The sequence below is a fragment of the Cryobacterium sp. PH31-AA6 genome, from assembly GCF_030063195.1.
Classification (GTDB): Bacteria; Actinomycetota; Actinomycetes; order Actinomycetales; family Microbacteriaceae; genus Cryobacterium.
The window spans coordinates 1-22,459 of sequence record NZ_JASISS010000012.1; the positions used below are offsets into that span (position 1 = coordinate 1).

33 protein-coding genes are annotated in these 22,459 nt (G+C 63.4%); 32 read left to right on the plus strand and 1 reads right to left on the minus strand.

The genetic code is table 11. The annotated features are described in order from the left end of the window. The 31 genes from QMG61_RS09855 to QMG61_RS10005 all read left to right on the plus strand — a co-directional run. A partial coding sequence (locus QMG61_RS09855) for a hypothetical protein (RefSeq protein ID WP_283494173.1) occupies positions 1–206 on the plus strand: 206 nt, incomplete at its 5' end. A gap of 313 nt (positions 207–519) precedes the next feature. Further along, positions 520–894 carry a 30S ribosomal protein S12 gene (gene rpsL / locus QMG61_RS09860; protein ID WP_134365610.1) on the plus strand — a complete coding sequence of 125 codons (375 nt, stop codon included), beginning with the start codon at positions 520–522 and terminating at the stop codon, positions 892–894. Then, positions 894–1,364, plus strand: a complete 471-nt coding sequence (rpsG, locus tag QMG61_RS09865; RefSeq protein ID WP_066597688.1) for a 30S ribosomal protein S7 — start codon at positions 894–896, stop codon at positions 1,362–1,364. Before rpsL ends, rpsG begins: the two co-directional genes overlap by 1 nt. Before the next feature lie 161 nt (positions 1,365–1,525). After that, positions 1,526–3,640, plus strand: coding sequence for an elongation factor G (gene fusA, locus QMG61_RS09870; protein ID WP_283494174.1), 2,115 nt, complete (start codon positions 1,526–1,528; stop codon positions 3,638–3,640). 126 nt (positions 3,641–3,766) lie between these two features. Next, positions 3,767–4,960 (plus strand): elongation factor Tu, encoded by a 1,194-nt coding sequence (gene tuf / locus QMG61_RS09875; protein ID WP_283494175.1) that lies wholly within the window; start codon positions 3,767–3,769, stop codon positions 4,958–4,960. 274 nt (positions 4,961–5,234) lie between these two features. Continuing rightward, complete coding sequence (locus tag QMG61_RS09880; protein ID WP_283494176.1) at positions 5,235–5,444, plus strand: Rv0909 family putative TA system antitoxin; 210 nt, start codon at positions 5,235–5,237, stop codon at positions 5,442–5,444. A 469-nt stretch (positions 5,445–5,913) separates the two neighbouring features. Beyond that, positions 5,914–6,633 carry a hypothetical protein gene (locus tag QMG61_RS09885; RefSeq protein ID WP_283494177.1) on the plus strand — a complete coding sequence of 240 codons (720 nt, stop codon included), beginning with the start codon at positions 5,914–5,916 and terminating at the stop codon, positions 6,631–6,633. Positions 6,634–7,080: 447 nt separating this feature from the next. Next, positions 7,081–7,389: a 30S ribosomal protein S10 gene (gene rpsJ / locus QMG61_RS09890; RefSeq protein WP_035834607.1), complete on the plus strand. Its 309-nt coding sequence runs from the start codon at positions 7,081–7,083 to the stop codon at positions 7,387–7,389. An 8-nt stretch (positions 7,390–7,397) separates the two neighbouring features. Further along, a complete protein-coding gene (gene rplC, locus QMG61_RS09895; RefSeq protein WP_283494178.1) occupies positions 7,398–8,057 on the plus strand; it encodes a 50S ribosomal protein L3 in 660 nt (219 codons plus the stop codon). Positions 8,058–8,061: 4 nt separating this feature from the next. Next, positions 8,062–8,712 (plus strand): 50S ribosomal protein L4, encoded by a 651-nt coding sequence (gene rplD, locus QMG61_RS09900; protein WP_134567816.1) that lies wholly within the window; start codon positions 8,062–8,064, stop codon positions 8,710–8,712. Then, on the plus strand, positions 8,712–9,014 hold the full coding sequence (rplW, locus tag QMG61_RS09905) for a 50S ribosomal protein L23 (RefSeq protein WP_134508231.1): 303 nt from the start codon (positions 8,712–8,714) through the stop codon (positions 9,012–9,014). The genes rplD and rplW overlap by 1 nt, the downstream gene beginning before the upstream one ends. Before the next feature lie 25 nt (positions 9,015–9,039). Continuing rightward, positions 9,040–9,879, plus strand: coding sequence for a 50S ribosomal protein L2 (rplB, locus tag QMG61_RS09910; protein WP_283494179.1), 840 nt, complete (start codon positions 9,040–9,042; stop codon positions 9,877–9,879). A gap of 9 nt (positions 9,880–9,888) precedes the next feature. Continuing rightward, the gene (gene rpsS, locus QMG61_RS09915; RefSeq protein ID WP_104100966.1) at positions 9,889–10,170 is read left to right on the plus strand and encodes a 30S ribosomal protein S19; all 282 of its coding nucleotides are present in this window, start codon (positions 9,889–9,891) and stop codon (positions 10,168–10,170) included. Between the two features lie 26 nt (positions 10,171–10,196). After that, positions 10,197–10,562, plus strand: coding sequence for a 50S ribosomal protein L22 (gene rplV / locus QMG61_RS09920; RefSeq protein WP_134369265.1), 366 nt, complete (start codon positions 10,197–10,199; stop codon positions 10,560–10,562). Then, entirely contained in the window at positions 10,562–11,323 is a 762-nt protein-coding gene (gene rpsC, locus QMG61_RS09925) for a 30S ribosomal protein S3 (protein ID WP_104100964.1), read from the plus strand. The genes rplV and rpsC overlap by 1 nt, the downstream gene beginning before the upstream one ends. A gap of 2 nt (positions 11,324–11,325) precedes the next feature. Then, a complete protein-coding gene (gene rplP / locus QMG61_RS09930) occupies positions 11,326–11,745 on the plus strand; it encodes a 50S ribosomal protein L16 (protein WP_104100963.1) in 420 nt (139 codons plus the stop codon). Beyond that, positions 11,745–12,092, plus strand: a complete 348-nt coding sequence (gene rpmC, locus QMG61_RS09935; RefSeq protein ID WP_283494180.1) for a 50S ribosomal protein L29 — start codon at positions 11,745–11,747, stop codon at positions 12,090–12,092. The genes rplP and rpmC overlap by 1 nt, the downstream gene beginning before the upstream one ends. Positions 12,093–12,094: 2 nt before the next feature. Then, entirely contained in the window at positions 12,095–12,394 is a 300-nt protein-coding gene (gene rpsQ / locus QMG61_RS09940) for a 30S ribosomal protein S17 (protein ID WP_283494181.1), read from the plus strand. Between the two features lie 33 nt (positions 12,395–12,427). After that, entirely contained in the window at positions 12,428–12,796 is a 369-nt protein-coding gene (gene rplN / locus QMG61_RS09945; RefSeq protein WP_104100960.1) for a 50S ribosomal protein L14, read from the plus strand. 3 nt (positions 12,797–12,799) lie between these two features. Further along, complete coding sequence (rplX, locus tag QMG61_RS09950) at positions 12,800–13,159, plus strand: 50S ribosomal protein L24 (protein WP_283494182.1); 360 nt, start codon at positions 12,800–12,802, stop codon at positions 13,157–13,159. Beyond that, positions 13,159–13,761: a 50S ribosomal protein L5 gene (gene rplE, locus QMG61_RS09955; RefSeq protein WP_283494183.1), complete on the plus strand. Its 603-nt coding sequence runs from the start codon at positions 13,159–13,161 to the stop codon at positions 13,759–13,761. The genes rplX and rplE overlap by 1 nt, the downstream gene beginning before the upstream one ends. A 118-nt stretch (positions 13,762–13,879) precedes the next feature. Continuing rightward, on the plus strand, positions 13,880–14,278 hold the full coding sequence (rpsH, locus tag QMG61_RS09960) for a 30S ribosomal protein S8 (protein WP_134363327.1): 399 nt from the start codon (positions 13,880–13,882) through the stop codon (positions 14,276–14,278). 6 nt (positions 14,279–14,284) lie between these two features. Further along, positions 14,285–14,821, plus strand: a complete 537-nt coding sequence (gene rplF / locus QMG61_RS09965) for a 50S ribosomal protein L6 (RefSeq protein WP_283494184.1) — start codon at positions 14,285–14,287, stop codon at positions 14,819–14,821. Between the two features lie 2 nt (positions 14,822–14,823). Further along, the gene (gene rplR / locus QMG61_RS09970) at positions 14,824–15,195 is read left to right on the plus strand and encodes a 50S ribosomal protein L18 (RefSeq protein ID WP_134508213.1); all 372 of its coding nucleotides are present in this window, start codon (positions 14,824–14,826) and stop codon (positions 15,193–15,195) included. 35 nt (positions 15,196–15,230) lie between these two features. Beyond that, entirely contained in the window at positions 15,231–15,902 is a 672-nt protein-coding gene (rpsE, locus tag QMG61_RS09975; protein ID WP_134365623.1) for a 30S ribosomal protein S5, read from the plus strand. Further along, on the plus strand, positions 15,902–16,084 hold the full coding sequence (rpmD, locus tag QMG61_RS09980) for a 50S ribosomal protein L30 (protein ID WP_283494185.1): 183 nt from the start codon (positions 15,902–15,904) through the stop codon (positions 16,082–16,084). The genes rpsE and rpmD overlap by 1 nt, the downstream gene beginning before the upstream one ends. After that, the gene (gene rplO / locus QMG61_RS09985) at positions 16,084–16,647 is read left to right on the plus strand and encodes a 50S ribosomal protein L15 (RefSeq protein WP_196901940.1); all 564 of its coding nucleotides are present in this window, start codon (positions 16,084–16,086) and stop codon (positions 16,645–16,647) included. The genes rpmD and rplO overlap by 1 nt, the downstream gene beginning before the upstream one ends. 99 nt (positions 16,648–16,746) lie before the next feature. Further along, complete coding sequence (gene secY / locus QMG61_RS09990) at positions 16,747–18,069, plus strand: preprotein translocase subunit SecY (protein ID WP_283494186.1); 1,323 nt, start codon at positions 16,747–16,749, stop codon at positions 18,067–18,069. Then, on the plus strand, positions 18,066–18,650 hold the full coding sequence (locus QMG61_RS09995) for an adenylate kinase (protein WP_283494187.1): 585 nt from the start codon (positions 18,066–18,068) through the stop codon (positions 18,648–18,650). The genes secY and QMG61_RS09995 overlap by 4 nt, the downstream gene beginning before the upstream one ends. An 85-nt stretch (positions 18,651–18,735) precedes the next feature. After that, positions 18,736–19,566 carry a type I methionyl aminopeptidase gene (gene map / locus QMG61_RS10000; RefSeq protein WP_283494188.1) on the plus strand — a complete coding sequence of 277 codons (831 nt, stop codon included), beginning with the start codon at positions 18,736–18,738 and terminating at the stop codon, positions 19,564–19,566. A 162-nt stretch (positions 19,567–19,728) separates the two neighbouring features. Beyond that, complete coding sequence (locus QMG61_RS10005; RefSeq protein WP_283494189.1) at positions 19,729–20,058, plus strand: PTS sugar transporter subunit IIB; 330 nt, start codon at positions 19,729–19,731, stop codon at positions 20,056–20,058. Between the two features lie 4 nt (positions 20,059–20,062). On the opposite strand, the gene QMG61_RS10010 is transcribed toward QMG61_RS10005, so the two are convergent. Next, a complete protein-coding gene (locus QMG61_RS10010) occupies positions 20,063–21,976 on the minus strand; it encodes a BglG family transcription antiterminator (protein ID WP_283494190.1) in 1,914 nt (637 codons plus the stop codon). A 152-nt stretch (positions 21,977–22,128) separates the two neighbouring features. On the opposite strand from QMG61_RS10010, the gene QMG61_RS10015 reads away from it, so the two are divergent. Then, positions 22,129–22,452 (plus strand): PTS sugar transporter subunit IIB, encoded by a 324-nt coding sequence (locus tag QMG61_RS10015; protein WP_283494191.1) that lies wholly within the window; start codon positions 22,129–22,131, stop codon positions 22,450–22,452. Positions 22,453–22,459: the final 7 nt, after the last annotated feature.

Here is a 22,459-nt window from a genome sequence, read left to right on the forward strand (position 1 = left end):
CTGAACGTGACAAAACAATGTCAGGGCCAGACCGGCCGACGCATCGAGACAAAGACAGCCGAAGCGTCAGACAAGCTCTGAGTCAGACCACCCTGACCCCACCAACCATCATCACTGACAAGCTCGATCACCGGACAAGCTCGATCACCGGACAAGCTCGATCACCGGACAAGCTCGATCCCCGGCTCTATCTGAACAACTGCTGAACGAATCCGCCCAAGGGCGTAACCCATTTGACCGGGCCACCACTGCCGAGTTAGTATTTCGAGGTGTGCGCTTTGTCGTGCGCTTGAGTCATGCCACCGCGATACCGTCGTGCTGCACCTTAGGCGCGCCGATACGGCACGCATACAGGGTTTGCTCTTCGAGCAGCCCCCACGGCATACCCACCTCAACAACCGGAGATTGTTCCGTGCGTGCCGGCGGGTCCAGATGAACTCGGTTCGGCCGGAAACGTGCCCGATTCGAATGCTAACCATCACCACGCTGTCACCGTGCAGCAAAAACAAGGAGTAATTAGTGCCCACCATTCAGCAGTTGGTCAGGAAGGGTCGCAGCCCCAAGGTCACCAAGACCAAGGCTCCCGCCCTGAAGTCCAACCCCCAGCAGCGCGGCGTTTGCACCCGTGTCTACACGACCACCCCGAAGAAGCCGAACTCGGCTCTTCGTAAGGTCGCCCGCGTCAAGCTGTCGAACGGTACCGAGATCACCGCCTACATCCCCGGCGAGGGTCACAACCTGCAGGAGCACTCGATGGTGCTCGTCCGTGGTGGTCGTGTTAAGGACCTTCCCGGTGTTCGATACAAGATCGTTCGTGGCGCACTGGACACCCAGGCAGTCAAGAACCGCAAGCAGGCTCGTAGCCGCTACGGCGCCAAGATGGAGAAGAAGTAATGCCTCGTAAAGGCCCAGCGCCCAAGCGTCCCGTTATCGCTGACCCGGTATACGGCGCTCCCATCGTCTCCCAGCTCGTCAACAAAATCCTCCTCGACGGCAAAAAGGGCCTCGCCGAGCGCATCGTTTACGATGCACTCGAAGGCGTCGTTGCCAAGAACGGTGCGGATGCCGTTGTCACGCTGAAGAAGGCGCTCGACAACGTGCGCCCCACTCTCGAGGTGCGTTCGCGCCGCGTCGGTGGTTCCACCTACCAGGTTCCGGTCGAAGTCAAGCCGCACCGCGCCAACACCCTGGCCCTTCGCTGGTTGACCAGCTACGCCAAGGCTCGTCGCGAGAAGACCATGACTGAGCGTCTCACCAACGAAATCCTCGACGCGTCCAACGGCCTCGGTGCCGCTGTCAAGCGCCGCGAAGACACGCACAAGATGGCCGAGGCGAACAAGGCCTTCGCTCACTACCGCTGGTAGTCGCGTTCCGGCGGTCGTGCCGGTCGGTAATCGAGTCGCCTCGGTGATCGAGCTTGTCGAGATCAGATCTCGACCGGCTCGATCACCGGGGTCGATCACCGCGGCACGATCATCGGATGCCCTGTTTTGCCCCAACCCACAAAAACTTCCGGAGGACCCCCGTGGCACTTGACGTGCTCACCGACCTGAGTAAGGTCCGCAACATCGGCATCATGGCTCACATTGATGCTGGCAAGACCACCGTCACCGAGCGCATCCTGTTCTACACGGGTGTCAATCACAAGATCGGCGAGACCCACGACGGCGCCTCGACCATGGACTGGATGGCGCAGGAGCAGGAACGTGGCATCACCATCACGTCTGCCGCGACGACCTGTTTCTGGGCCGAACACCAGATCAACATCATCGACACCCCCGGCCACGTTGACTTCACCGTTGAGGTGGAGCGTTCGCTCCGCGTGCTCGACGGCGCGGTCGCCGTGTTCGACGGCAAGGAGGGCGTTGAGCCCCAGTCCGAGACCGTCTGGCGTCAGGCCGACAAGTACGACGTTCCCCGCATCTGCTTCGTCAACAAGATGGACAAGCTCGGCGCGGACTTCTTCTACACCGTCGACACGATCGTCAAGCGCCTCGGCGCCAAGCCGCTCGTCATCCAGCTGCCGATCGGCGCCGAGAACACCTTCGAAGGTGTTGTCGACCTCGTCGAGATGCGTGCACTGACCTGGCGCGGCGACTCCAAGGGTGACGTCGAGATGGGCTCCAAGTACGCCATCGAAGAGATCCCGGCCGACCTCGTCGACCAGGCCGCTCAGTACCGCAAGCTGCTCCTCGAGACTGTCGCCGAAACCGACGACGACCTCATGGAGAAGTACTTCTCCGGCGAAGAGCTCACCGTTGCCGAGATCAAGCACGCGATCCGCAAGCTCACGGTCAACAGCGAGATCTACCCGGTGCTCTGTGGCTCGGCGTTCAAGAACCGCGGCGTTCAGCCGATGCTCGACGCCGTCATCGACTACCTCCCCACCCCGCTCGACGTGCCCGCCATTGAGGCGCACGACCCGCGTGACGAGGAGAAGGTCATCATGCGCCACCCGGATGCGACCGAGCCGTTCACGGCTCTCGCGTTCAAGGTTGCCGTGCACCCGTTCTTCGGTCGTCTGACCTACGTTCGCGTGTACTCCGGTCACCTCGACTCCGGCGCCCAGGTCATCAACTCGACCAAGGGCAAGAAGGAGCGCATCGGCAAGATCTTCCAGATGCACGCCAACAAGGAGAACCCGGTGGCCTTCGTGACCGCCGGTCACATCTACGCGGTCATCGGCCTCAAGGACACCACCACCGGCGACACCCTGTGCGACCCGAACAACCAGGTCGTACTCGAGTCGATGACGTTCCCTGACCCGGTGATCGAGGTTGCGATCGAGCCGAAGACCAAGCAGGACCAGGAAAAGCTGGGTCTCGCGATCCAGAAGCTGGCCGAAGAAGACCCGACCTTCCGCACCGAGCAGAACCAGGAAACTGGTCAGACGGTCATCAAGGGAATGGGCGAACTGCACCTGGACATCCTCGTCGACCGGATGCGGCGTGAATTCAACGTCGAAGCCAACGTCGGCAAGCCCCAGGTTGCATACCGCGAGACCATCCGCAGGGCGGTCGAGCGTCACGACTACACGCACAAGAAGCAGACCGGTGGATCCGGGCAGTTCGCGAAGATTCAGATCGCGATCGAGCCGCTCGAGATCACGGCCGATAAGAGCTACGAGTTCGTAAACAAGGTCACGGGTGGCCGCATCCCCAGGGAATACATCCCCTCGGTGGACGCAGGAATCCAGGACGCGCTGCACGTTGGCGTCCTGGCCGGGTACCCGATGGTTGGCGTCAAGGCAAGTCTGCTTGACGGCGCCGCACACGACGTCGACTCCTCGGAGATGGCGTTCAAGATTGCCGGATCGATGGGCTTCAAGGAAGCCGTTCGTAAGGCAGACCCGGTTCTGCTCGAGCCGTTGATGAGTGTCGAAGTACGCACCCCTGAGGAATACATGGGTGACGTAATCGGCGACCTCAACTCGCGCCGCGGTCAGATCCAAACCATGGAGGACGCAAGCGGTGTGAAGGTAATTCGCGCCCATGTTCCACTCTCGGAGATGTTCGGCTACATCGGCGACCTGAGGTCCAAGACCTCCGGCCGCGCCGTGTACTCGATGACTTTCGAGAGCTATGCGGAGGTCCCCAAGGCTGTAGCCGAAGAGATCATCCAGAAGAACAAGGGCGAATAGCCTGGGGCCTTCGGGCCCAAATCGCTTAGGCCTCCCGGCCCGAGTAGCATAAGTACACAAATCCAGCAGGTTCACCGGCCGCAAACCAGCGGTCGGTGAAGCCGAGAGTCCTGAGGAGGACCCACAGTGGCCAAGGCCAAGTTCGAGCGGACCAAGCCGCACGTAAACATCGGAACGATCGGTCACGTTGACCACGGAAAGACCACGCTGACTGCAGCGATCTCCAAGGTCCTGGCCGACACGTTCCCGTCCAAGACGAACGTTCAGCGCGACTTCGCGTCGATCGACTCGGCTCCGGAAGAACGCCAGCGCGGCATCACGATCAACATCTCGCATGTTGAGTACGAGACCGAAAAGCGTCACTATGCGCACGTTGACGCACCGGGCCACGCTGACTACATCAAGAACATGATCACCGGTGCCGCACAGATGGACGGCGCGATCCTCGTGGTTGCCGCTACCGACGGCCCGATGGCTCAGACCCGTGAGCACGTTCTGCTCGCGAAGCAGGTCGGCGTGCCGTCCCTGCTCGTCGCGCTGAACAAGTCCGACATGGTTGAAGACGAAGAGATCCTTGAGCTCGTTGAGCTCGAGGTTCGCGAACTCCTCACCGCGCAGGGCTTCGACGGCGACAACGCTCCCGTCGTTCGCGTGTCCGCACTCAAGGCTCTGGAAGGCGACCCGAAGTGGGTCGGCAACATCCTCGAGCTGATGACCGCTGTCGACGAGTACTTCCCGGAGCCCGTCCGCGACAAGGACAAGCCCTTCCTGATGCCGATCGAGGACGTCTTCACGATCACCGGTCGTGGAACCGTTGTCACCGGCCGCGCCGAGCGTGGAACCCTCAAGATCAACTCCGAGGTCGAGGTTGTCGGCATCCGCCCGACCATCAAGACCACGGTCACTGGTATCGAGATGTTCCACAAGCAGCTCGACGAGGCATGGGCCGGCGAGAACTGTGGTCTTCTTCTTCGTGGCACCAAGCGCGAAGACGTCGAGCGCGGCCAGGTTGTCGTCAAGCCGGGTTCGGTCACGCCGCACACCGACTTCGAGGGCACCGCGTACATCCTGTCAAAGGAAGAGGGCGGCCGTCACAACCCGTTCTACGCGAACTACCGCCCGCAGTTCTACTTCCGCACCACCGACGTCACCGGCGTCATCACGCTGCCCGAGGGCACCGAGATGGTCATGCCCGGCGACACCACCGACATGATTGTCGCGCTGATTCAGCCGATCGCCATGGAAGAGGGCCTCGGCTTCGCTATTCGTGAAGGTGGCCGCACCGTCGGCGCCGGAACCGTGACGAAGATCATCAAGTAACACCCTTTCGCAACCCGGTCACTTCGGTGATCGACGGTCACCCCGGTGATCGAGCTTGTCGAGATCAGGGGCCAGTCCTTCGGGGCTGGCCCCTTTTTTCGTGCCCGAGCCCCCGGTGCCCGAGCCCTCGGTGCCCGAGCCCCCGGTGATCGAGCTTGTCGAGATCCCCCCGCCCCTCACACCGCCCCACGCCCTCAATATTCCTTGCGCTCCCCACCCGACTCCTCTACTTTGATTTCGACAGCATTGACGCTGCCCGGATAGGAAGCACACCATGGGATTCGAAGACATCACCAAGAAGGCACAAGACTTCCTGGGCGACGACAAGGTCAAAGACGCACTGAAGAGCGAGCAGGCCGAGGACATCAGCGACAAGCTCCTCGGAGGAGTCGCCGATGCGGCGAACAAGGTCACCGGCGGCAAGTTCGAAGATCAGATCGAGGGCGCCCGCGCCTCCGCAGACGACAAGATCGGCAGCGACTAAGACCAATCGGTCCCGCTGACCCGCGCGGGTCCTGCGCCGCCCCGCGGGTGGCGCACCACCCGCGGGGCGGCGCGACCCCCGCGCGCTGGCGCCCGGGCAACTGGATAGGTCCCCAGCGGAGTTCCTCCCCGCCGGGAGCGCGGGGGGATTCCCGCACAGATCGTTGGCCCGCCGACCGGTGTGCGCATCCGGCGGGCAGGGTTTCCCGCATGGAACCCGCAATCCGAACAGATCAGGAACCGAGCGGCCTGCTGCTCTCGACCGACTACCGCGGCGCATTCGGCGCTGATCTTCGGTTGCGGCGAGGGGCCGAGCAGGGCCTGTTGCACCGTGTCTCTCGGGGAGCGTACGTCGAGGCGGCAAGGTGGACTGCTCTCGACGCCGGCGGTCGCTACGCCCTCGTGGTGCACGCCGCAGCGGCGGCCCGTCGCACCGAACTGGCGCTCTCTCATCAATCCGCGGCGGTTCTGTGGGCCTCCCACTCCTTGAGGCCTGGCCGCGCGAGGTGCATTTTCTCGTCGAGCGCGCTTCCGGTGGCCGCTCAGACCCCGGCGTCCGCAAGCACGCGGTGCGGTTGGACCCGCGCGACATCACGACGCGGCACGGTGTGCTGTGCACCACAGTGGTGAGAACCGTCGTCGACCTGGCCGGGACGCTGGACCTGAAGTCGGCCGTCGCGGTGGCGGACCGGGCTCTGGCGGTCGACAGGTCCGGTCGCGCGCCGACGCTCGCGACCCGGGCCGATCTGCTCGAGCAGTGGGAGCGGATGCTGCCCTTCCGGGGCTCGGTGCGCGCTCGCGCGGTGATCGACTTCGCAAGTCATCTCTCGGGATCTCCGGGCGAATCGGGTAGTCGTGTGAACATCGCCCTCAGCGGTTTCCCGGAGCCGATCCTGCAGCATCCGTTCGTTGTCGACGGGAAACTCGTCTTCGTGGACTTCTTCTGGATCGAGGAGGAGAGTGTGGGCGAGGCAGACGGCAAGGTGAAGTACTTCGACCCGGTGATGCTGGCCGGCCGTACGGCGGCCGACGTCGTCTACGAGGAGAAGCGCCGGGAGGATGGCGTGCGGCGCCAGGTGCGCGGATTCACCCGGTGGGACTTCCCGGTCGCGATGAGCCAGGCACGCCTGCGCGCCCGGCTGCTCCAGCTGGGGCTTCCGATTCGGCGCCCGCGGTTGCGCGCGTCCTGATGCGCGGGAGACGCGAGGAGCCGCGGAATGACGCGGAACGCGCGACACGCCGACCGCGACACGCCCGGGTTGCACAATGACCCAATCCTGTGGCAGACTCTTCTAGTTCAACACTTTCGACTGCCGCGCTGCACGCGGTGTCGGGATCACTGCCAGGCAGTGCATAGCTGGTGTCGTGCGTGGTAACACGCCGGGATACGCAGCTAGGCCGCGGGTAGCAGAACAGAGCTCAAACCAACATCCGGGATTTCTTGGGTAAAACCATGCCTTCCCCCACGCGCAGGCGTGGAGCGGGAGTTGGCACGGTTCGAAGTGGTGCGGCCCAGCGGCTGCGGCGCGATGAATCGAAATTGACAGATGAACAGTGGTGCGACAGCAGCAGTGCTACTACGGCGTCCAATGCAGCCTTCGGGATGTACGAAGCCTTGACAAGAAAGAGAGTTCGACATGGCGGGACAGAAAATCCGCATTCGACTTAAGTCGTATGACCACGAGGTCATCGACATCTCGGCGCGCAAGATCGTCGACACCGTGACCCGTGCGGGCGCGACCGTCGTCGGCCCCGTGCCGCTTCCGACCGAGAAGAACGTGGTGTGTGTCATCCGTTCCCCTCACAAGTACAAGGACAGCCGGGAGCACTTTGAAATGCGCACCCACAAGCGTCTGATCGACATCATTGACCCGACCCCGAAGGCTGTCGACTCGCTCATGCGTCTCGACCTTCCGGCCGACGTCAACATCGAGATCAAGCTCTAGGGCCCGCGATGTCTTACGCAGATACCAAGACCACCAAGGGTCTCCTCGGCAAGAAGCTCGGCATGACCCAGGTATGGGACGAGAACAACAAGCTCGTACCCGTCACCGTCATCGAGATCTCGCCCAACGTTGTCACCCAGATCCGCAGCAAGGAGATCGACGGTTACACCGGCGTTCAGATCGCTGCTGGGGCCATCGACCCGCGCAAGGTCAACAAGCCTTCCGCCGGACACTTCGAAAAGGCAGGCGTCACGCCTCGCCGTCACCTCACCGAGCTCCGCACCGCGGATGCCGCTGACTACACCCTGGGCCAGGAACTCACCGTTGACGGTGTCTTCGCTGCCGGCACCAAGGTCGACGTCATGGGCACCAGCAAGGGTAAGGGTTTCGCCGGTGTTATGAAGCGTCACAACTTCAAGGGTGTTTCCTCCTCGCACGGTTCACACCGTAACCACCGCAAGCCCGGTTCCATCGGTGCTTCCTCGACCCCGAGCCGTGTCTTCAAGGGCATGCGCATGGCCGGTCGTATGGGTGGCGAGCGCGTCACCGTGCTGAACCTCAAGGTTCACGCTGTTGATGCCGAGAAGGGCCTCCTGCTGGTCAAGGGTGCCGTTCCCGGCGCCAAGGGCCGCCTCGTATTCGTCCGCAACGCAGTGAAGGGAGCCTAGTCGTATGACTACCTCACTCGATCTCATCGACGCCAAGGGCAAGAAGGCCGGCTCCGTTGAGCTGCCCGCCGAGATCTTTGACGTTCAGACCAACATCCCGCTGATCCACCAGGTCGTCGTCGCGCAGCTCGCTGCCGCACGCCAGGGCACTCACAAGACCAAGCGTCGTGGTGAAGTTTCCGGTGCCGGCCGCAAGCCGTTCAAGCAGAAGGGAACCGGTCGCGCTCGTCAGGGCTCGATCCGCGCCCCTCAGATGACCGGTGGTGGCATCGTCCACGGACCGACCCCGCGCAACTACGAGCAGCGCACCCCGAAAAAGATGATCGCGGCAGCACTGCGCGGATCGCTTTCGGACCGCGCCCGTGGCGACCGCCTGCACGTCGTGACGGCACTGTTCAGCGCCGAGACGCCCAGCACCAAGGGCGCCATCGAACTGCTCAGCCAGATCGCCAGCAGCAAGCACGTGCTGGTTGTCCTGGAACGCACGGACGAAATGACGCTCCGCAGCATCCGCAACCTGCCGACGGTGCACGTTCTGCCGTGGGACCAGCTGAATGCCTATGACGTGCTCGTCAGCGACGACATCGTCTTCACCAAGGGCGCGTTCGACGCGTTCGTGGAGAGCAAGACCAAGAAGGAAGAGGTGTCCGCATAATGGCTACCCCGCTCAACAAGGACCCCCGCGACATCATCATCGCTCCGGTCGTCTCTGAAAAGAGCTACGGCCTGATCGATGAGGGTAAGTACACCTTCATCGTGGACCCGCGTTCCAACAAGACCGAAATCAAGCTCGCGATCGAGAAGATCTTCAAGGTAGAGGTCGCTTCGATCAACACCATGAACCGCATCGGCAAGACTCGTCGCACGAAGTTCGGTCAGGGAAAGCGCAAGGACACCAAGCGTGCCATCGTCACGCTCAAGTCCGGTTCCATTGACATCTTCACGGCCGTCGGCTAAGCGGCGCGGACTAGAGGAATAAGAAATGGCTATTCGTAAGTTCAAGCCCACGACTCCTGGTCGTCGCGGTTCATCTGTTGCAGACTTCGCAGAGATCACCCGTTCGACCCCGGAGAAGTCCCTGCTTCGCCCCCTGTCCAAGACCGGTGGCCGTAACAACCAGGGTCGCATCACCACTCGTCACATCGGTGGTGGACACAAGCGCCAGTACCGTCTGATCGACTTCCGTCGTAACGACAAGGATGGCGTCAACGCCAAGGTCGCTCACATCGAGTACGACCCCAACCGCACGGCGCGCATCGCGCTCCTGCACTTCCTTGATGGTTCCAAGCGCTACATCATCGCCCCGAACAAGCTGAACCAGGGCGACATCGTAGAGTCGGGCGCCGGCGCTGACATCAAGCCCGGCAACAACCTGCCGCTGAAGAACATCCCCACCGGTACCATCATTCACGCGGTCGAGCTGCGTCCGGGCGGTGGCGCCAAGATGGCCCGCTCCGCCGGATCGTCTGTTCGTCTCGTCGCGAAGGACGGCATCTACGCCCAGCTGCGCCTGCCGTCCGGAGAAATCCGCAACGTCGACGCCCGCTGCCGCGCCACGATCGGTGAGGTCGGCAACGCCGAGCAGTCGAACATCAACTGGGGCAAGGCCGGCCGCATGCGCTGGAAAGGCGTTCGCCCGACCGTTCGTGGTGTAGCCATGAACCCGGTCGACCACCCGCACGGTGGTGGTGAGGGTAAGACGTCCGGTGGACGTCACCCCGTCAGCCCCTGGGGCCAGAAGGAAGGGCGCACCCGCCACCCGAACAAGGAAAGCGACAAGCTCATCGTTCGTCGCCGTACCGTCGGCAAGAAGCGTAAGTAGGAGTAGACGATGCCACGCAGTCTCAAGAAAGGCCCGTTCGTTGACGACCACCTGCTTCGCAAGGTTGTCAAGGCGAACGAAGCCAGTAGCAAGAACGTAATCAAGACCTGGTCGCGCCGTTCGATGATCATCCCCGGCATGCTCGGGCACACCATCGCGGTTCACGACGGACGCAAGCACATCCCGGTGTTCGTCACCGAGAGCATGGTCGGGCACAAGCTCGGCGAGTTCGCGCCCACCCGCACCTTCCGTGGTCACGTGAAGGACGACAAGAAGGGCCGTCGCCGCTAACGCGGTGACGTGAAGGAGGAGAAGAAATGGTGGAGTCGATCGCACGCGTGCGTCACATCCGCGTTACCCCCCAGAAGGCTCGTCGCGTTGTCAACCTGATCCGCGGCAAGCAGGCACACGAGGCCCTGGGCATCCTGAAGTTCGCACCGCAGGGTGCGAGCGATCCGGTGTACAAGCTGGTTGCTTCGGCAATCGCCAACGCCCGGGTCAAGGCAGATGCAGCAAACACCTTCCTGGACGAGCAGGACCTGTTCGTCAGTCAGGCGTTCGTTGATGAGGGTACGACCCTCAAGCGTTTCCAGGCCCGAGCACAGGGTCGCGCATTCCAGATCAAGAAGCGCACGAGCCACATCACTGTTGTGCTCGCCACTCCTGAGGAGGGTACGAAGTAATGGGTCAGAAAGTAAACCCCTACGGCTTCCGTCTGGGAATCACGACCGACCACGTGTCGCGATGGTTCTCTGACTCGACGAAGCCCGGCCAGCGTTACAGCGACTTCGTCGCTGAAGACGTCAAGATCCGCCGACTGTTGAGCACCAGCCTCGACCGTGCCGGCGTGTCCCGCATCGAGATCGAGCGCACTCGTGACCGTGTTCGCGTCGACATTCACACCGCCCGTCCGGGCATTGTGATCGGTCGCCGCGGCGCGGAGGCCGAGCGCATCCGCTCCGACCTCGAAAAGCTCACCGCCAAGCAGATCCAGCTGAACATCCTCGAGGTCAAGAACCCCGAGGTCGACGCTCAGCTCGTCGCACAGGGCATCGCAGAGCAGCTCTCCGCTCGTGTGGCTTTCCGCCGCGCGATGCGTAAGGGCCTGCAGGGTGCCCAGCGCGCCGGCGCCAAGGGTGTTCGCATCCAGGTTTCCGGTCGCCTTGGTGGCGCCGAAATGAGCCGTTCGGAGTTCTACCGTGAGGGACGCGTGCCACTGCACACCCTGCGCGCGAACATCGACTACGGCTTCTACGAAGCCAAGACCACCTTCGGCCGCATCGGCGTGAAGGTCTGGATCTACAAGGGCGACATCACCAACAAGGAACTCGCTCGCGAGCAGGCCAACGCTAAGTCGACCCGCCCCGAACGACGTGACGACCGTCCCCGCCGCGCGCCCCGCGCAGAGGCAGCGGCACCGGTTGCAGCAGGAGTTGAGGCATAACCATGTTGATTCCACGCAGAGTCAAGCACCGCAAGCAGCACCACCCGGGCCGTACCGGCCACGCAACCGGTGGTACTGAACTCTCGTTCGGCGAGTACGGCATCCAGGCGCTCACCCCGGCCTATGTGACGAACCGTCAGATCGAGTCCGCTCGTATCGCGATCACGCGCCACATGAAGCGTGGCGGCAAGGTCTGGATCAACATCTACCCGGACCGCCCCCTCACCAAGAAGCCGGCCGAAACCCGCATGGGTTCCGGTAAGGGTTCTGTCGAGTGGTGGGTCGCCAACGTCAAGCCGGGTCGTGTTCTGTTCGAACTCAGCGGTGTCACCGACATCGTTGCCAAGGAAGCGCTGACCCGCGCAATTCACAAACTGCCCTTGAAGGCACGCATCATCAAGCGCGAGGAGGGCGACGCATAATGGCGATCGGATCCAAGGAGCTCGCCTCGGTCGAGCTCGACACTTTTGAAAATGAGCGACTGTTCGACGAGCTGAAGAAGGCGAAGGAAGAACTGTTCAACCTTCGCTTCCAGTCGGCCACCGGCCAGCTCGAAAGCCACGGCCGCCTCCGCGCGGTCAAGCGCGACATCGCTCGCATCTACACGGTTCTCCGTGAGCGCGAGTTGGGCATTCGCCCGACTCCCGTGCCCGTCGAGGCCCCCGCGAAGGCGGAAAAGGCCGAGAAGAAGACCAAGAAGGCCAAGCCTGCAGTCGAGTCGGTTGACGACACCGCTGCGGCAGACGTCGACGAGAAGAAGGAGGCCTAGTCATGGCGAAGACTGACGATAAGGTCGTCGCTGCCGAGGCTGAGGCTCTCGTTCGCGGCTACCGCAAGACGCTGCGTGGTTACGTGACCAGCGACAAGATGGAAAAGACCATCGTTGTCGAGGTCGAAGACCGCGTGAAGCACCCCCTGTACGGCAAGGTCATCCGCCGTACGTCCAAGCTGAAGGCTCACGACGAGGCGAACATCGCCGGCGTCGGCGACCTGGTCCTGATCAGTGAGACCCGTCCGCTCAGCGCCTCCAAGCGCTGGCGCCTGGTCGAGATCCTCGAGAAGGCCAAGTAAGCCTCGCGCTTGCTTGATAGAAGGAGTTAAAAAGTGCTTCAGCAAGAGTCACGACTCAAGGTTGCCGACAACACGGGTGCCAAGGAACTGTTGACCATTCGCGTGCTCGGCGGCTCAGGCCGTCGTTACGCCGGACTGGGCGACACGATTGTCGCCACGGTCAAGGATGCGATCCCCGGCGGCAACGTCAAGAAGGGCGACGTCGTCAAGGCCGTCGTCGTTCGCGTCAAAAAGCAGACCCGTCGTTCAGACGGTTCGTACATCAAGTTCGATGAGAACGCCGCAGTGATTTTGAAGAACGAGGGTGACCCTCGCGGTACCCGAATCTTCGGACCGGTCGGTCGCGAACTTCGCGACAAGAAGTTCATGAAGATCATCTCGTTGGCACCGGAGGTTATCTAAATCATGGCCAGACTCAAAAAGGGTGACCTCGTTCAGGTCATCACCGGCCGCACTCAGGCCCGCGGCGGCGACCGTGGCAAGCAGGGCAAGGTCATCGCAGTGCTCACGGAGAAGAACCGCGTCCTCGTAGAGGGCATCAACTTCGTCACGAAGCACGTTCGCGTCGGCCAGACCCAGCGCGGCACCAAGACCGGCGGCATCGAGACCATGGAGGCGCCGATTCACGTGTCCAACGTGGCCCTCGTCGACCCGGAGACCAAGAAGCCGACTCGCGTCGGCGTCCGCCTCGAGGACGTAACGAAGGACGGGGTCACCAAGACCGTCCGCATCCGTTACGCCAAGAAGTCAGGGAAGGACCTCTGATGACCGACACTGCAGTAGCAGCGCCCGAAGCAACCGACCCGGCAGCACTGCCGCGCCTGAAGCAGAAGTACCGCGATGAGATCTCCGCCCAGCTCAGCAAGGACCTCGGCTTCACCAACGTTCACCAGGTTCCGAACCTGGTCAAGATCGTTGTGAACATGGGTGTCGGCGAGGCAGCACGCGACGGCAAGATCATGGATGGCGCCGTCGCCGACCTCACCAAGATCACCGGTCAGAAGCCGCAGGTCACCAAGGCACGCAAGTCGATCGCGCAGTTCAAACTGCGTGAAGGACAGCCCATTGGCACGCACGTCACACTTCGTGGCGACCGCATGTGGGAGTTCCTCGACCGGCTGCTCAGCCTCGCGCTTCCCCGTATCCGTGACTTCCGCGGTCTGTCGGACAAGCAGTTCGATGGCAGCGGTAACTACACCTTCGGTCTCACCGAGCAGGTCATGTTCCACGAGATCGACCAGGACCGGATCGACCGTATCCGCGGTATGGATATCACGGTTGTGACGACGGCCAAGAACAACGACGAAGGACGCGCGCTGCTCAAGGCGCTGGGCTTCCCGTTCAAGACGGCCGAAAACACCAAGTAAAGTAGCTTCGGCTCCTTGTAGTACACCCCGGGGGCTGGACAACCGTCCAGCCCCACAACGACCAAGGTCGTCATCCGTGTAACGGATGAACGAAACCAGGCGAGAAAGGCACCACAAAATGACAATGACAGATCCGGTCGCAGACATGCTGACCAGACTGCGCAACGCTAACTCGGCGTTTCACGACACCGTGTCCATGCCGCACAGCAAGCTCAAGGCGAACATCGCAGACATCCTCAAGGCCCAGGGTTACATCTCGGCTTGGGACGTCAAGGATGCAGAGGTCGGAAAGACCCTCACGCTCAACCTCAAGTTCGGTCCGAACCGCGAGCGCTCCATCGTAGGCATCAAGCGGGTTTCCAAGCCCGGCCTGCGCGTGTACGCAAAGTCGACCGAAATCCCCACCGTTCTCGGTGGCCTCGGCGTTGCCATCCTGTCCACCTCCAGCGGTCTGCTCACCGACCGCCAGGCCGAGAAGAAGGGCGTAGGCGGAGAAGTTCTCGCCTACGTGTGGTAGTCGACGATGTCACGTATTGGAAGACTTCCCATCCCGATTCCCGCGGATGTCACCGTAGTCACTGAAGGCCAGGCCGTCAGCGTCAAGGGCCCGAAGGGTGAGCTCGCGCTCACCGTCGCGAAGCCCATCGAGGTCAAGATCGAGGACGGCCATGTTGTCGTCACTCGCCCGAACGACGAGCGCGACTCGCGTTCGCTGCACGGACTGACCCGCACGCTGATCGCCAACCAGATCATCGGGGTGACCACGGGCTACACCAAGTCCCTCGAGATCGTCGGTACCGGTTACCGCGTCGCCCAGAAGGGCAGCTCGATCGAGTTCGCCCTCGGCTTCTCGCACCCGGTCCTCGTCGAGGCACCTGCCGGCATCACCCTCACCGTCGAGAGCGTAAACCGCCTCACGGTCGGTGGCATCGACAAGCAGGCCGTCGGCGAGGTTGCCGCCAATATCCGTAAGATTCGCAAGCCGGAGCCCTACAAGGGCAAGGGTGTGCGTTACGCCGGCGAGATTGTTCGCCGCAAGGCCGGAAAGAGTGGTAAGTAACCATGGGTCTCGGAACTAGAGGTAAGAGCAAGGCTGCTGCCCGCGGACGCAGGCACACACGTCTTCGCAAGAAGATCGAGGGGACTGCGCTTCGTCCGCGTCTCGTCGTGACCCGTTCGGCTCGCCACGTGTTCGTGCAGGTCGTCGATGACAGCAAGGGCTTCACCCTTGCGTCGGCGTCCACGCTCGAAGACGGTCTGCGCACCTTCGATGGTGACAAGACCGCCAAGGCCCGCAAGGTCGGCGAGCTCGTCGCCGAGCGTGCGAAGGCCGCCGGTATCGAAGCCGTCGTATTTGACCGTGGCGGCAGCAAGTACGCGGGACGCGTCGCTGCCATCGCCGAGGGAGCTCGAGAGGGTGGATTGAACCTGTGAGCACTGAAACTGCAAGCACAGCAACAAAGGAGAACGTGGTGGCCGCTGAGGCACCCGTCGAAACTGCTGCGTCAACGACGCCCCCGCAGAACGAGCCTCGTGAGGCTCGTCGTGGTGGCCGTGAGCGCAACCCCAACAAGGACCGCGGTAGCCGCGATGCCGACAAGAGCCAGTTCCTGGAGCGCGTCGTCACCATCAACCGGGTGTCCAAGGTCGTCAAGGGTGGTCGTCGCTTCAGCTTCACCGCCCTCGTCGTCGTCGGAGACGGCAACGGACTGGTCGGAGTCGGCTACGGCAAGGCACGCGAAGTGCCTACCGCGATCTCCAAGGGTGTCGAGGAAGCGAAGAAGAACTTCTTCCGCGTTCCCCGCGTTGGCCTGACCATCCCGCACCCCGTCCAGGGTGAGGCCGCGGCCGGCGTCGTTCTGCTCCGTCCGGCTGCAGCAGGTACCGGCGTTATCGCCGGTGGCCCGGTGCGCGCCGTTCTCGAGTGCGCCGGCATCCACGACGTGCTGAGCAAGTCGCTCGGTTCGTCGAACACCATCAACATCGTCCACGCCACCGTCGAGGCCCTGCACCAGCTCGAAGAGCCGCGTGCGGTTGCGGCTCGTCGTGGCCTCGCGTACGAAGACGTCGCTCCGGCACGTTTCCTGCGTGCCGACGCCGCAGCGGCAGCAGCCGCTGCAGCAGCAAAGGCAGGTGCCTGATGGCTCGCCTCAAAGTGACACAGATCAAGTCCAAAATTAGTGAGAAGCAGAACCAGCGCGACACGCTTCGCAGCCTGGGTCTTCGACGCATTGGCGCCGTGGTTATTCGCGAGGACAACTCGCAGAACCGTGGCTACGTCAACACCGTCGCTCACCTTGTCAAGGTCGAGGAGATCGAGTAATGGCTGACGAGAAGGAAGCTGTCAAGAAGACAGCAGCCAAGCCCGCCACTGAGAAGAAGGCCGCAGCCCCCAAGAAGGCTGCTGCCGCCAAGGTTGCCGTCAAGGCTGCTCCGGCCGAAAAGCGCGAGCAGGTCCTGAAGGTGCACCACCTTCGTCCGGCCGCCGGCGCCAAGAAGTCGCGTCAGCGCGTTGGCCGTGGTGAAGGATCCAAGGGTAAGACCGCGGGTCGTGGCACCAAGGGCACGAAGGCACGCTACAACGTGCGCGTCGGGTTCGAGGGTGGGCAGATGCCTCTGCACATGCGCACCCCGAAGCTGCGCGGGTTCAAGAACCCGTTCCGCGTCGAATACCAGGTTGTCAACCTGGAGAAGCTGGCCGAGCTCTACCCGAACGGCGGCGATGTAACCATCGCCGATCTGGTCGCCAAGGGCGCGGTTCGCGACAACGAGAAGGTCAAGGTTCTCGGCAACGGTGACATTGCCGTTAAGCTGAACATTGCGGTGGACAAGGTCTCCGGCTCAGCAGAGCAGAAGATCGTCGCTGCAGGTGGCTCAATCAAGTAAGACCGTCGACGCTGAGCGAGCTTGTCGAGGCCACCAATCGGAACTTTTTCGATGCTGGTCTCGACAAGCTCGTTTTTCACGTTATTAACTGGAGGCATTGTGTTCAGCGCCATTGCGCGGATATTCCGCACGCCCGACCTTCGCAAGAAAATCGGGTTCAGCCTGGGGATCGTTGCCCTGTTCCGTCTGGGCTCATTCATCCCGGCGCCCTTCGTGGACTTCGGCAACGTGCAAGCGTGTCTTGCCGCGAACCAGGGAACCAGCGGCCTCTATGAGCTCGTCAACCTGTTCAGCGGTGGCGCACTGCTGCAGCTGTCCGTTTTCGCGCTGGGCATCATGCCGTACATCACGGCCTCGATCATCGTGCAGCTGCTGCGCGTGGTCATCCCACACTTTGAAACCCTCTACAAGGAGGGCGCGTCCGGTCAGAGCACCCTGACCCAGTACACGCGCTACCTGACGATCGCGCTCGGCATCCTCCAGTCGACGACGCTGATCACCGTGGCCCGCAGTGGAGCGCTCTTCGGCACCTCGGCCAGCTCCGAGTGCTCGCAGCTCATCACCAATGACGCCTGGTACGCCATCATGCTGATGGTCATCACCATGACCGCCGGCACCGGCGTGATCATGTGGATGGGCGAGCTCATCACCGAGCGCGGCATCGGCAACGGCATGTCCCTCCTGATCTTCACCTCGATCGCGGCACGTTTCCCGAGCTCGCTCGGCGCGATCGGCACGCAGAAGGGCATCGACGTCCTCCTGATCGTGCTCGTCATCGGATTGTTCGTTGTGGCCGCCGTCGTCTTCGTCGAACAATCGCAGCGACGCATCCCCGTGCAATACGCCAAACGGATGGTCGGCCGTCGCACCTACGGCGGGAATAACACCTACATCCCGATCAAGGTGAACATGGCCGGCGTCGTGCCCGTCATCTTCGCTTCGTCGCTGCTGTACCTGCCCGCCCTGATCGCCCAGTTCAACCAGCCCGCCGCGGGCCAGGCGTCCGCCGCCTGGGTGACCTGGGTCACCAACAACCTGACCAAGGGCGACCACCCGCTCTACATGGCGATGTACTTCCTGCTCATCGTCGGGTTCACCTACTTCTACGTCGCCATCACCTTCAACCCTGAAGAGGTCGCCGACAACATGAAGAAGTACGGCGGGTTCATCCCCGGCATCCGTGCCGGTCGACCGACCGCCGAGTACCTCGACTTCGTGCTCACCCGGGTGACCCTGCCCGGCGCGCTCTACCTCGGATTGGTCGCGCTGCTCCCGCTGCTCGCCTTCTCGGCCATCGGCGCGGATCAGAACTTCCCGTTCGGTGGCGCCAGCATCCTGATCATCGTCGGTGTCGGACTCGAGACGGTCAAACAGATCGACTCGCAGCTCCAGCAGCGACACTACGAAGGGCTCCTCCGATGACCCGTCTTCTCGTGATTGGCCCGCCCGGCGCGGGCAAGGGCACCCAGGCGGAAAGGATGGCGGCAGCCTTCTCCATCCCGGCCATCTCCACCGGCGACATCTTCCGCTACAACGTCAAGAACAAGACCCCGCTCGGCGTGCAGGTGCAGGAGTTCATCGACGCCGGCAAGTACGTGCCGGACTCCCTGACGAACGAGATCGTCGGCGACCGCCTGAGCCAGCCGGATGTCGCGGCGGGCTTCCTGCTCGACGGCTATCCGCGCACCCAGGACCAGGTGCAGGAGCTGGACCGCCTGCTCGCGGCCACCGGCGCCCCGCTCGACGTCGTCGTGCAGATCGTCGCCGACACCGAGGAGGTCGTCGCACGGCTCCTCAAGCGCGCTGCGGAGCAGGGGAGGGCCGATGACACGGCCGAGGTCATCCGGCACCGGCTCGACGTCTACGCGGAGCAGACGGCGCCGCTGATCGACATCTACGGCTCCCGCGGCATTGTCGTCACGGTCGACGGCCTGGGCGCGGTCGACGAGGTCACCACCCGCATCCTCGACGCCCTCGCCGAGCGCGGCATCCACGCAGCCTGAGGCGCCGGCCGCAACACACGCTGACCGGGTCGACTCGACCGGCCGTTCACGCACGACAATCACGCAGCATGCAGGGATTTTCATCATGAGCCTTCGACGTTCCATCTATAAGTCGCCGGCGCAGATGCGACTCATGCTGGCGCCCGGCCTGGCCACCGCCGCGTCCCTCGAGGCCGCGCGCGCCGCCATCCGTGCCGGGGCGACGACCCTGGAGATCGACGCCGCCGCCGAGGCCGCCATCGTGGCCCTGGGCGGGCAGCCGAACTTCAAGCTCGAGCAGGGCTACCACCACACGGTCTGCGCTTCCGTGAACGATGACGTCGTGCACGGCATCCCGGGTGGACGCATCCTCGGTGCCGGTGACCTCGTGTCGATCGACAGTGGCGCGATCATCGACGGCTGGAACGGCGACGCCGCGTTCAGCTTCGTGATCCCCGACCCGAGCCGACCCGACGTCGTCGCGGAACGCCAGCGTCTCTCCGACGTGACCGAGCAGTCGCTCTGGCACGGCATCGCCCGGCTCGCCGTCGCGCGGCACCTCAACGAGGTCGGCGAGGCCATCGAGGACTACGTCGAGTCCCAGGGCGAGTACGGCATCCTCACCGACTACGTCGGCCACGGCATCGGACGTTCCATGCACGAGGCTCCGCCGGTGTTCAACTACCGGGTGCGTCAGAAGGGCCCGGATGTCAAGCCCGGCCTGGTCGTGGCCATCGAGCCGATGGTTGTGCTCGGCTCGATCGAAACCTACGTGCGCGAGGACGACTGGACCGTCGCTACGAGCGACGGCAAGGCCGCCGCACACTGGGAACACAGCGTCGCCGTGCACAAGGACGGCATCTGGGTGCTCACCGCCCCGGACGGCGGAGCCGCCGCCCTCGCCCCCCTCGGCATCACCCCGGTCCCCCTCCAGTAGGTTCCGCGAAAGTGCACTTTTGGCCCCTTCCGCACGCTGGAAAGGGCGAAAAGTGCACTTTCGCGGATCGGGGGAGCCGGGGGGAGCGCGGTGGTCGCGGCGGGGCGGCGGAAGCGAGAGGATTGAGGTGGGTAGAACCCGCCAAGAGAAAAGAGCACGTCAATGAAGATCCTCGTCGTTTGTGGTGCTGGAGCCTCCAGCGCCTTCGTGGCCCACCGTGTGCGTCATACGGCAACCGAACGTGGTCTTGAGGTGTCGGTGCACGCTGGTAGCGAGTCCGACCTCCCCGGGTCGCTCGGCCCGATCGACGTGCTGCTCGTCGGTCCGTACCTGGCGCCTCGCTACGAGAGGATCCGTGCGCTGGCGATCAAGGCGGGTGTGGGGATCGCGCTCCTCCCCGACACGGTCTTCGCGTCCCAGAACGGCGATGAAGCCCTCGACGCTGCGATCTACGCGTTCAAGTCCCGCAGCTGGGATGCCGCCCCGGCCTGAACCGCTACTGGTCCATCAGATGGACGAGCTCGTCGATGAAGGATGAGAAGTCCACCGACCGTTTCACGAGCCGCTGCACGTCGGCCCGGTCGGAGAAGACCTCGACGAACTGATCGAACACGGTCTGGAAACTGCTGCGGCCTTCCTTGCTGAACGCCACCATGGCCACCACGTTGACCCGGTTCTCCCCCCAGGGCATCGGGGAATCGTTGACGACGACCGCGATCGAGGTCTGGTTCGCCGTCATCGACATCGAGTGCGGCACCGCGAGATTGTCGGTGAACGCGGTCGATGACATCAGCTCGCGCTCGATGGCGCCGTCGATGTAGTCCTGGCCGATGGTGCCCAGCGCCAGCATCCGTTCGCCGAGGGCCCTGATCATGGCGCTCTCGTCGGCGGGATAGAAGTTGTGCAGGAACAACGACTCATCGAAGAAGCGCAGCAGGTCGTCCTTGAGATGCGAGCGGCGACGCATCCGTCGAATCCGGCTGGCCGCCTTCCGGACCCGTTCGATGTCGCCCTCGGTGAGGAACGGCTGGATGACGATGACGCCCTCCGACGGCACCTGCGGTTCGATGGTCGTGAGCACGAGACTCGCCTCGATCCCGGACCACTCAACGTCGCTCCGGGTGATCACCGAGACCACCTCGAGCTCGTCACCGAGCACCCGCTCGATCCGTTCCCGCAGCAGGACGTGCATGTCGTAGTAGTTCGGACAGACCAGGGCGCAGCTGACCAGGTCCTCTCGGCGGGACTGCTGCTGGAGGTGAGCTCCGACGTGCATCGCGATGTAGGCGATCTCATCGTCGTTGATGATGATGTTCTCCTGGCGTTGCAGGGCGCTGGCAATGTACACCGCCAGTTCGTAGATCATCGGATAGCTCGTCTTGATCGACCGGGTGAGCGGGTTGTGCGAGTATGAGCGGTCCTGCGCGCGGTTGATCAGGTTACGCACGTGCAGGGTGAGGCGAACGATGAAGTTCTCCTCGACGAGGTCGATCAGGAACTCCTCGCCGGCCTGGCCCACGATCCGGCGGACCGACTCGAGATCCTCGGCGCGCACGAAGCTGTCGATGAGCACGGCTGCCGGCTTGTCCTGGCCCGGCGTGATCACCCGGGTCTTGAGCAGCAGGGCCAGATAGTCGAGGTCCCCGGTGCCGAGCTCGACCTGGAAATGCCGGGTGACCAATTCGGACAGGGCCAGGGTCAGGTCATCCGGGGGAGTGGACGGCGTGGCCGCGATCACCGGGGCGGTTCGCCTGGTCACCCGGTCGATGGCGATGGCCACGTGCAGCAGAACGTCGTTGGTGCCGTACTCGTTGACGAAGTAGCCCTGCGAGTCGAGCATCGCGATCAGGTCGGTCTTGAACGCCCCCAGGCTCTCCGACGCGAACTCCTTCTGGATCTCCTCGAGTTCGAGCAGACCGCGGCTCGTCTCATCCCGGAACATACGGCTGAGTAGCCGGCGGCGATCCGTCTCCGAGCCCTTGAGCGTGACCACGCTGCCCTGGCGGCCCAGGATGAGGCCGGTGTCCGGGAGCAACTGCCTGACCTTGGCCAGGTCCGCCTCGATGGTGGAGTCGCTGACGAAGAGTTCCGCGGAGAGATCGTAGACATCCAGGCCGGAAGGCGCCTCGGTGAGCCGGCGTACGAGCGCGTGCAGCCGGTTTTGCGGAGTCTCCGGTTCGGTGTTCGCGCGCTGAGTCGCCCGGTAGGCGGCGTAGGCGTCCCGATCCAGCCGGTAGCCGGCAGCACCGGACTCCACGACCTCGAGCGGCTGAGCGGCCGCCTTCAGCGCGGTGATGTAACTGCGCACCGTGCGGGGCGTGACGCCCAGGAGGTCGGCAAGTTCGCCCGCAGTCACCCAAGCCGGCGTTTGGGACAGATAATCCAGCATCCGGGTCTGTTTATCGCTCATTGCACACAGCTCCACTAATCCACTGGTAGTCAACCACGTCCGGCGCGTCAGGGCCGCTCAGATCCGTTTCCGGGGGTGCGGAAACGAGAGTGGTGGACCGGAGCGGACCACCGGGCCAGACTGGCTTCATCGCAACAGTGAAAGGTGGGCCGATGAGGATTTTAGTCGTCTGCGGCGCCGGCGCGTCCAGCACGTTCGTGGCACTCAGGATGCGCCAGACCGCGGTCGCCCGGGGCCTGGCTCTGGACGTATCGGCGGGCAGCGAGTCTGACCTGCCGGATGCCCTCGACGGGGTCGACGTGCTCCTGGTCGGCCCGCACCTCGCCCCCCGCTTCGACGAGTTCACGGCCCAGGCCGAACGACTCGGCGTCGGATGCGCGTTGCTCCCGTCCACGATCTTCACGGCACGGGACGGAAACGACGCTCTCGATCTGGCGCTCGGCACCGTCTCACCCGGAATCAACCTGGGCGCCTGAACGGCGC

Coding starts and splice junctions, on each gene's coding strand:
- rpsG (WP_066597688.1), top strand. CDS start 894: ATGCCTCGTAAAGGCCCAGCGCCCAAGCGTCCCGTTATCGCTGACCCG.
- QMG61_RS09880 (WP_283494176.1), top strand. CDS start 5,235: ATGGGATTCGAAGACATCACCAAGAAGGCACAAGACTTCCTGGGCGAC.
- rpsJ (WP_035834607.1), top strand. CDS start 7,081: ATGGCGGGACAGAAAATCCGCATTCGACTTAAGTCGTATGACCACGAG.
- rplC (WP_283494178.1), top strand. CDS start 7,398: ATGTCTTACGCAGATACCAAGACCACCAAGGGTCTCCTCGGCAAGAAG.
- rplD (WP_134567816.1), top strand. CDS start 8,062: ATGACTACCTCACTCGATCTCATCGACGCCAAGGGCAAGAAGGCCGGC.
- rplW (WP_134508231.1), top strand. CDS start 8,712: ATGGCTACCCCGCTCAACAAGGACCCCCGCGACATCATCATCGCTCCG.
- rplB (WP_283494179.1), top strand. CDS start 9,040: ATGGCTATTCGTAAGTTCAAGCCCACGACTCCTGGTCGTCGCGGTTCA.
- rpsS (WP_104100966.1), top strand. CDS start 9,889: ATGCCACGCAGTCTCAAGAAAGGCCCGTTCGTTGACGACCACCTGCTT.
- rplV (WP_134369265.1), top strand. CDS start 10,197: ATGGTGGAGTCGATCGCACGCGTGCGTCACATCCGCGTTACCCCCCAG.
- rpsC (WP_104100964.1), top strand. CDS start 10,562: ATGGGTCAGAAAGTAAACCCCTACGGCTTCCGTCTGGGAATCACGACC.
- rplP (WP_104100963.1), top strand. CDS start 11,326: ATGTTGATTCCACGCAGAGTCAAGCACCGCAAGCAGCACCACCCGGGC.
- rpmC (WP_283494180.1), top strand. CDS start 11,745: ATGGCGATCGGATCCAAGGAGCTCGCCTCGGTCGAGCTCGACACTTTT.
- rpsQ (WP_283494181.1), top strand. CDS start 12,095: ATGGCGAAGACTGACGATAAGGTCGTCGCTGCCGAGGCTGAGGCTCTC.
- rplX (WP_283494182.1), top strand. CDS start 12,800: ATGGCCAGACTCAAAAAGGGTGACCTCGTTCAGGTCATCACCGGCCGC.
- rplE (WP_283494183.1), top strand. CDS start 13,159: ATGACCGACACTGCAGTAGCAGCGCCCGAAGCAACCGACCCGGCAGCA.
- rpsH (WP_134363327.1), top strand. CDS start 13,880: ATGACAATGACAGATCCGGTCGCAGACATGCTGACCAGACTGCGCAAC.
- rplF (WP_283494184.1), top strand. CDS start 14,285: ATGTCACGTATTGGAAGACTTCCCATCCCGATTCCCGCGGATGTCACC.
- rplR (WP_134508213.1), top strand. CDS start 14,824: ATGGGTCTCGGAACTAGAGGTAAGAGCAAGGCTGCTGCCCGCGGACGC.
- rpmD (WP_283494185.1), top strand. CDS start 15,902: ATGGCTCGCCTCAAAGTGACACAGATCAAGTCCAAAATTAGTGAGAAG.
- rplO (WP_196901940.1), top strand. CDS start 16,084: ATGGCTGACGAGAAGGAAGCTGTCAAGAAGACAGCAGCCAAGCCCGCC.
- QMG61_RS09995 (WP_283494187.1), top strand. CDS start 18,066: ATGACCCGTCTTCTCGTGATTGGCCCGCCCGGCGCGGGCAAGGGCACC.
- map (WP_283494188.1), top strand. CDS start 18,736: ATGAGCCTTCGACGTTCCATCTATAAGTCGCCGGCGCAGATGCGACTC.
- QMG61_RS10005 (WP_283494189.1), top strand. CDS start 19,729: ATGAAGATCCTCGTCGTTTGTGGTGCTGGAGCCTCCAGCGCCTTCGTG.
- QMG61_RS10010 (WP_283494190.1), bottom strand. CDS start 21,976: ATGAGCGATAAACAGACCCGGATGCTGGATTATCTGTCCCAAACGCCG.
- QMG61_RS10015 (WP_283494191.1), top strand. CDS start 22,129: ATGAGGATTTTAGTCGTCTGCGGCGCCGGCGCGTCCAGCACGTTCGTG.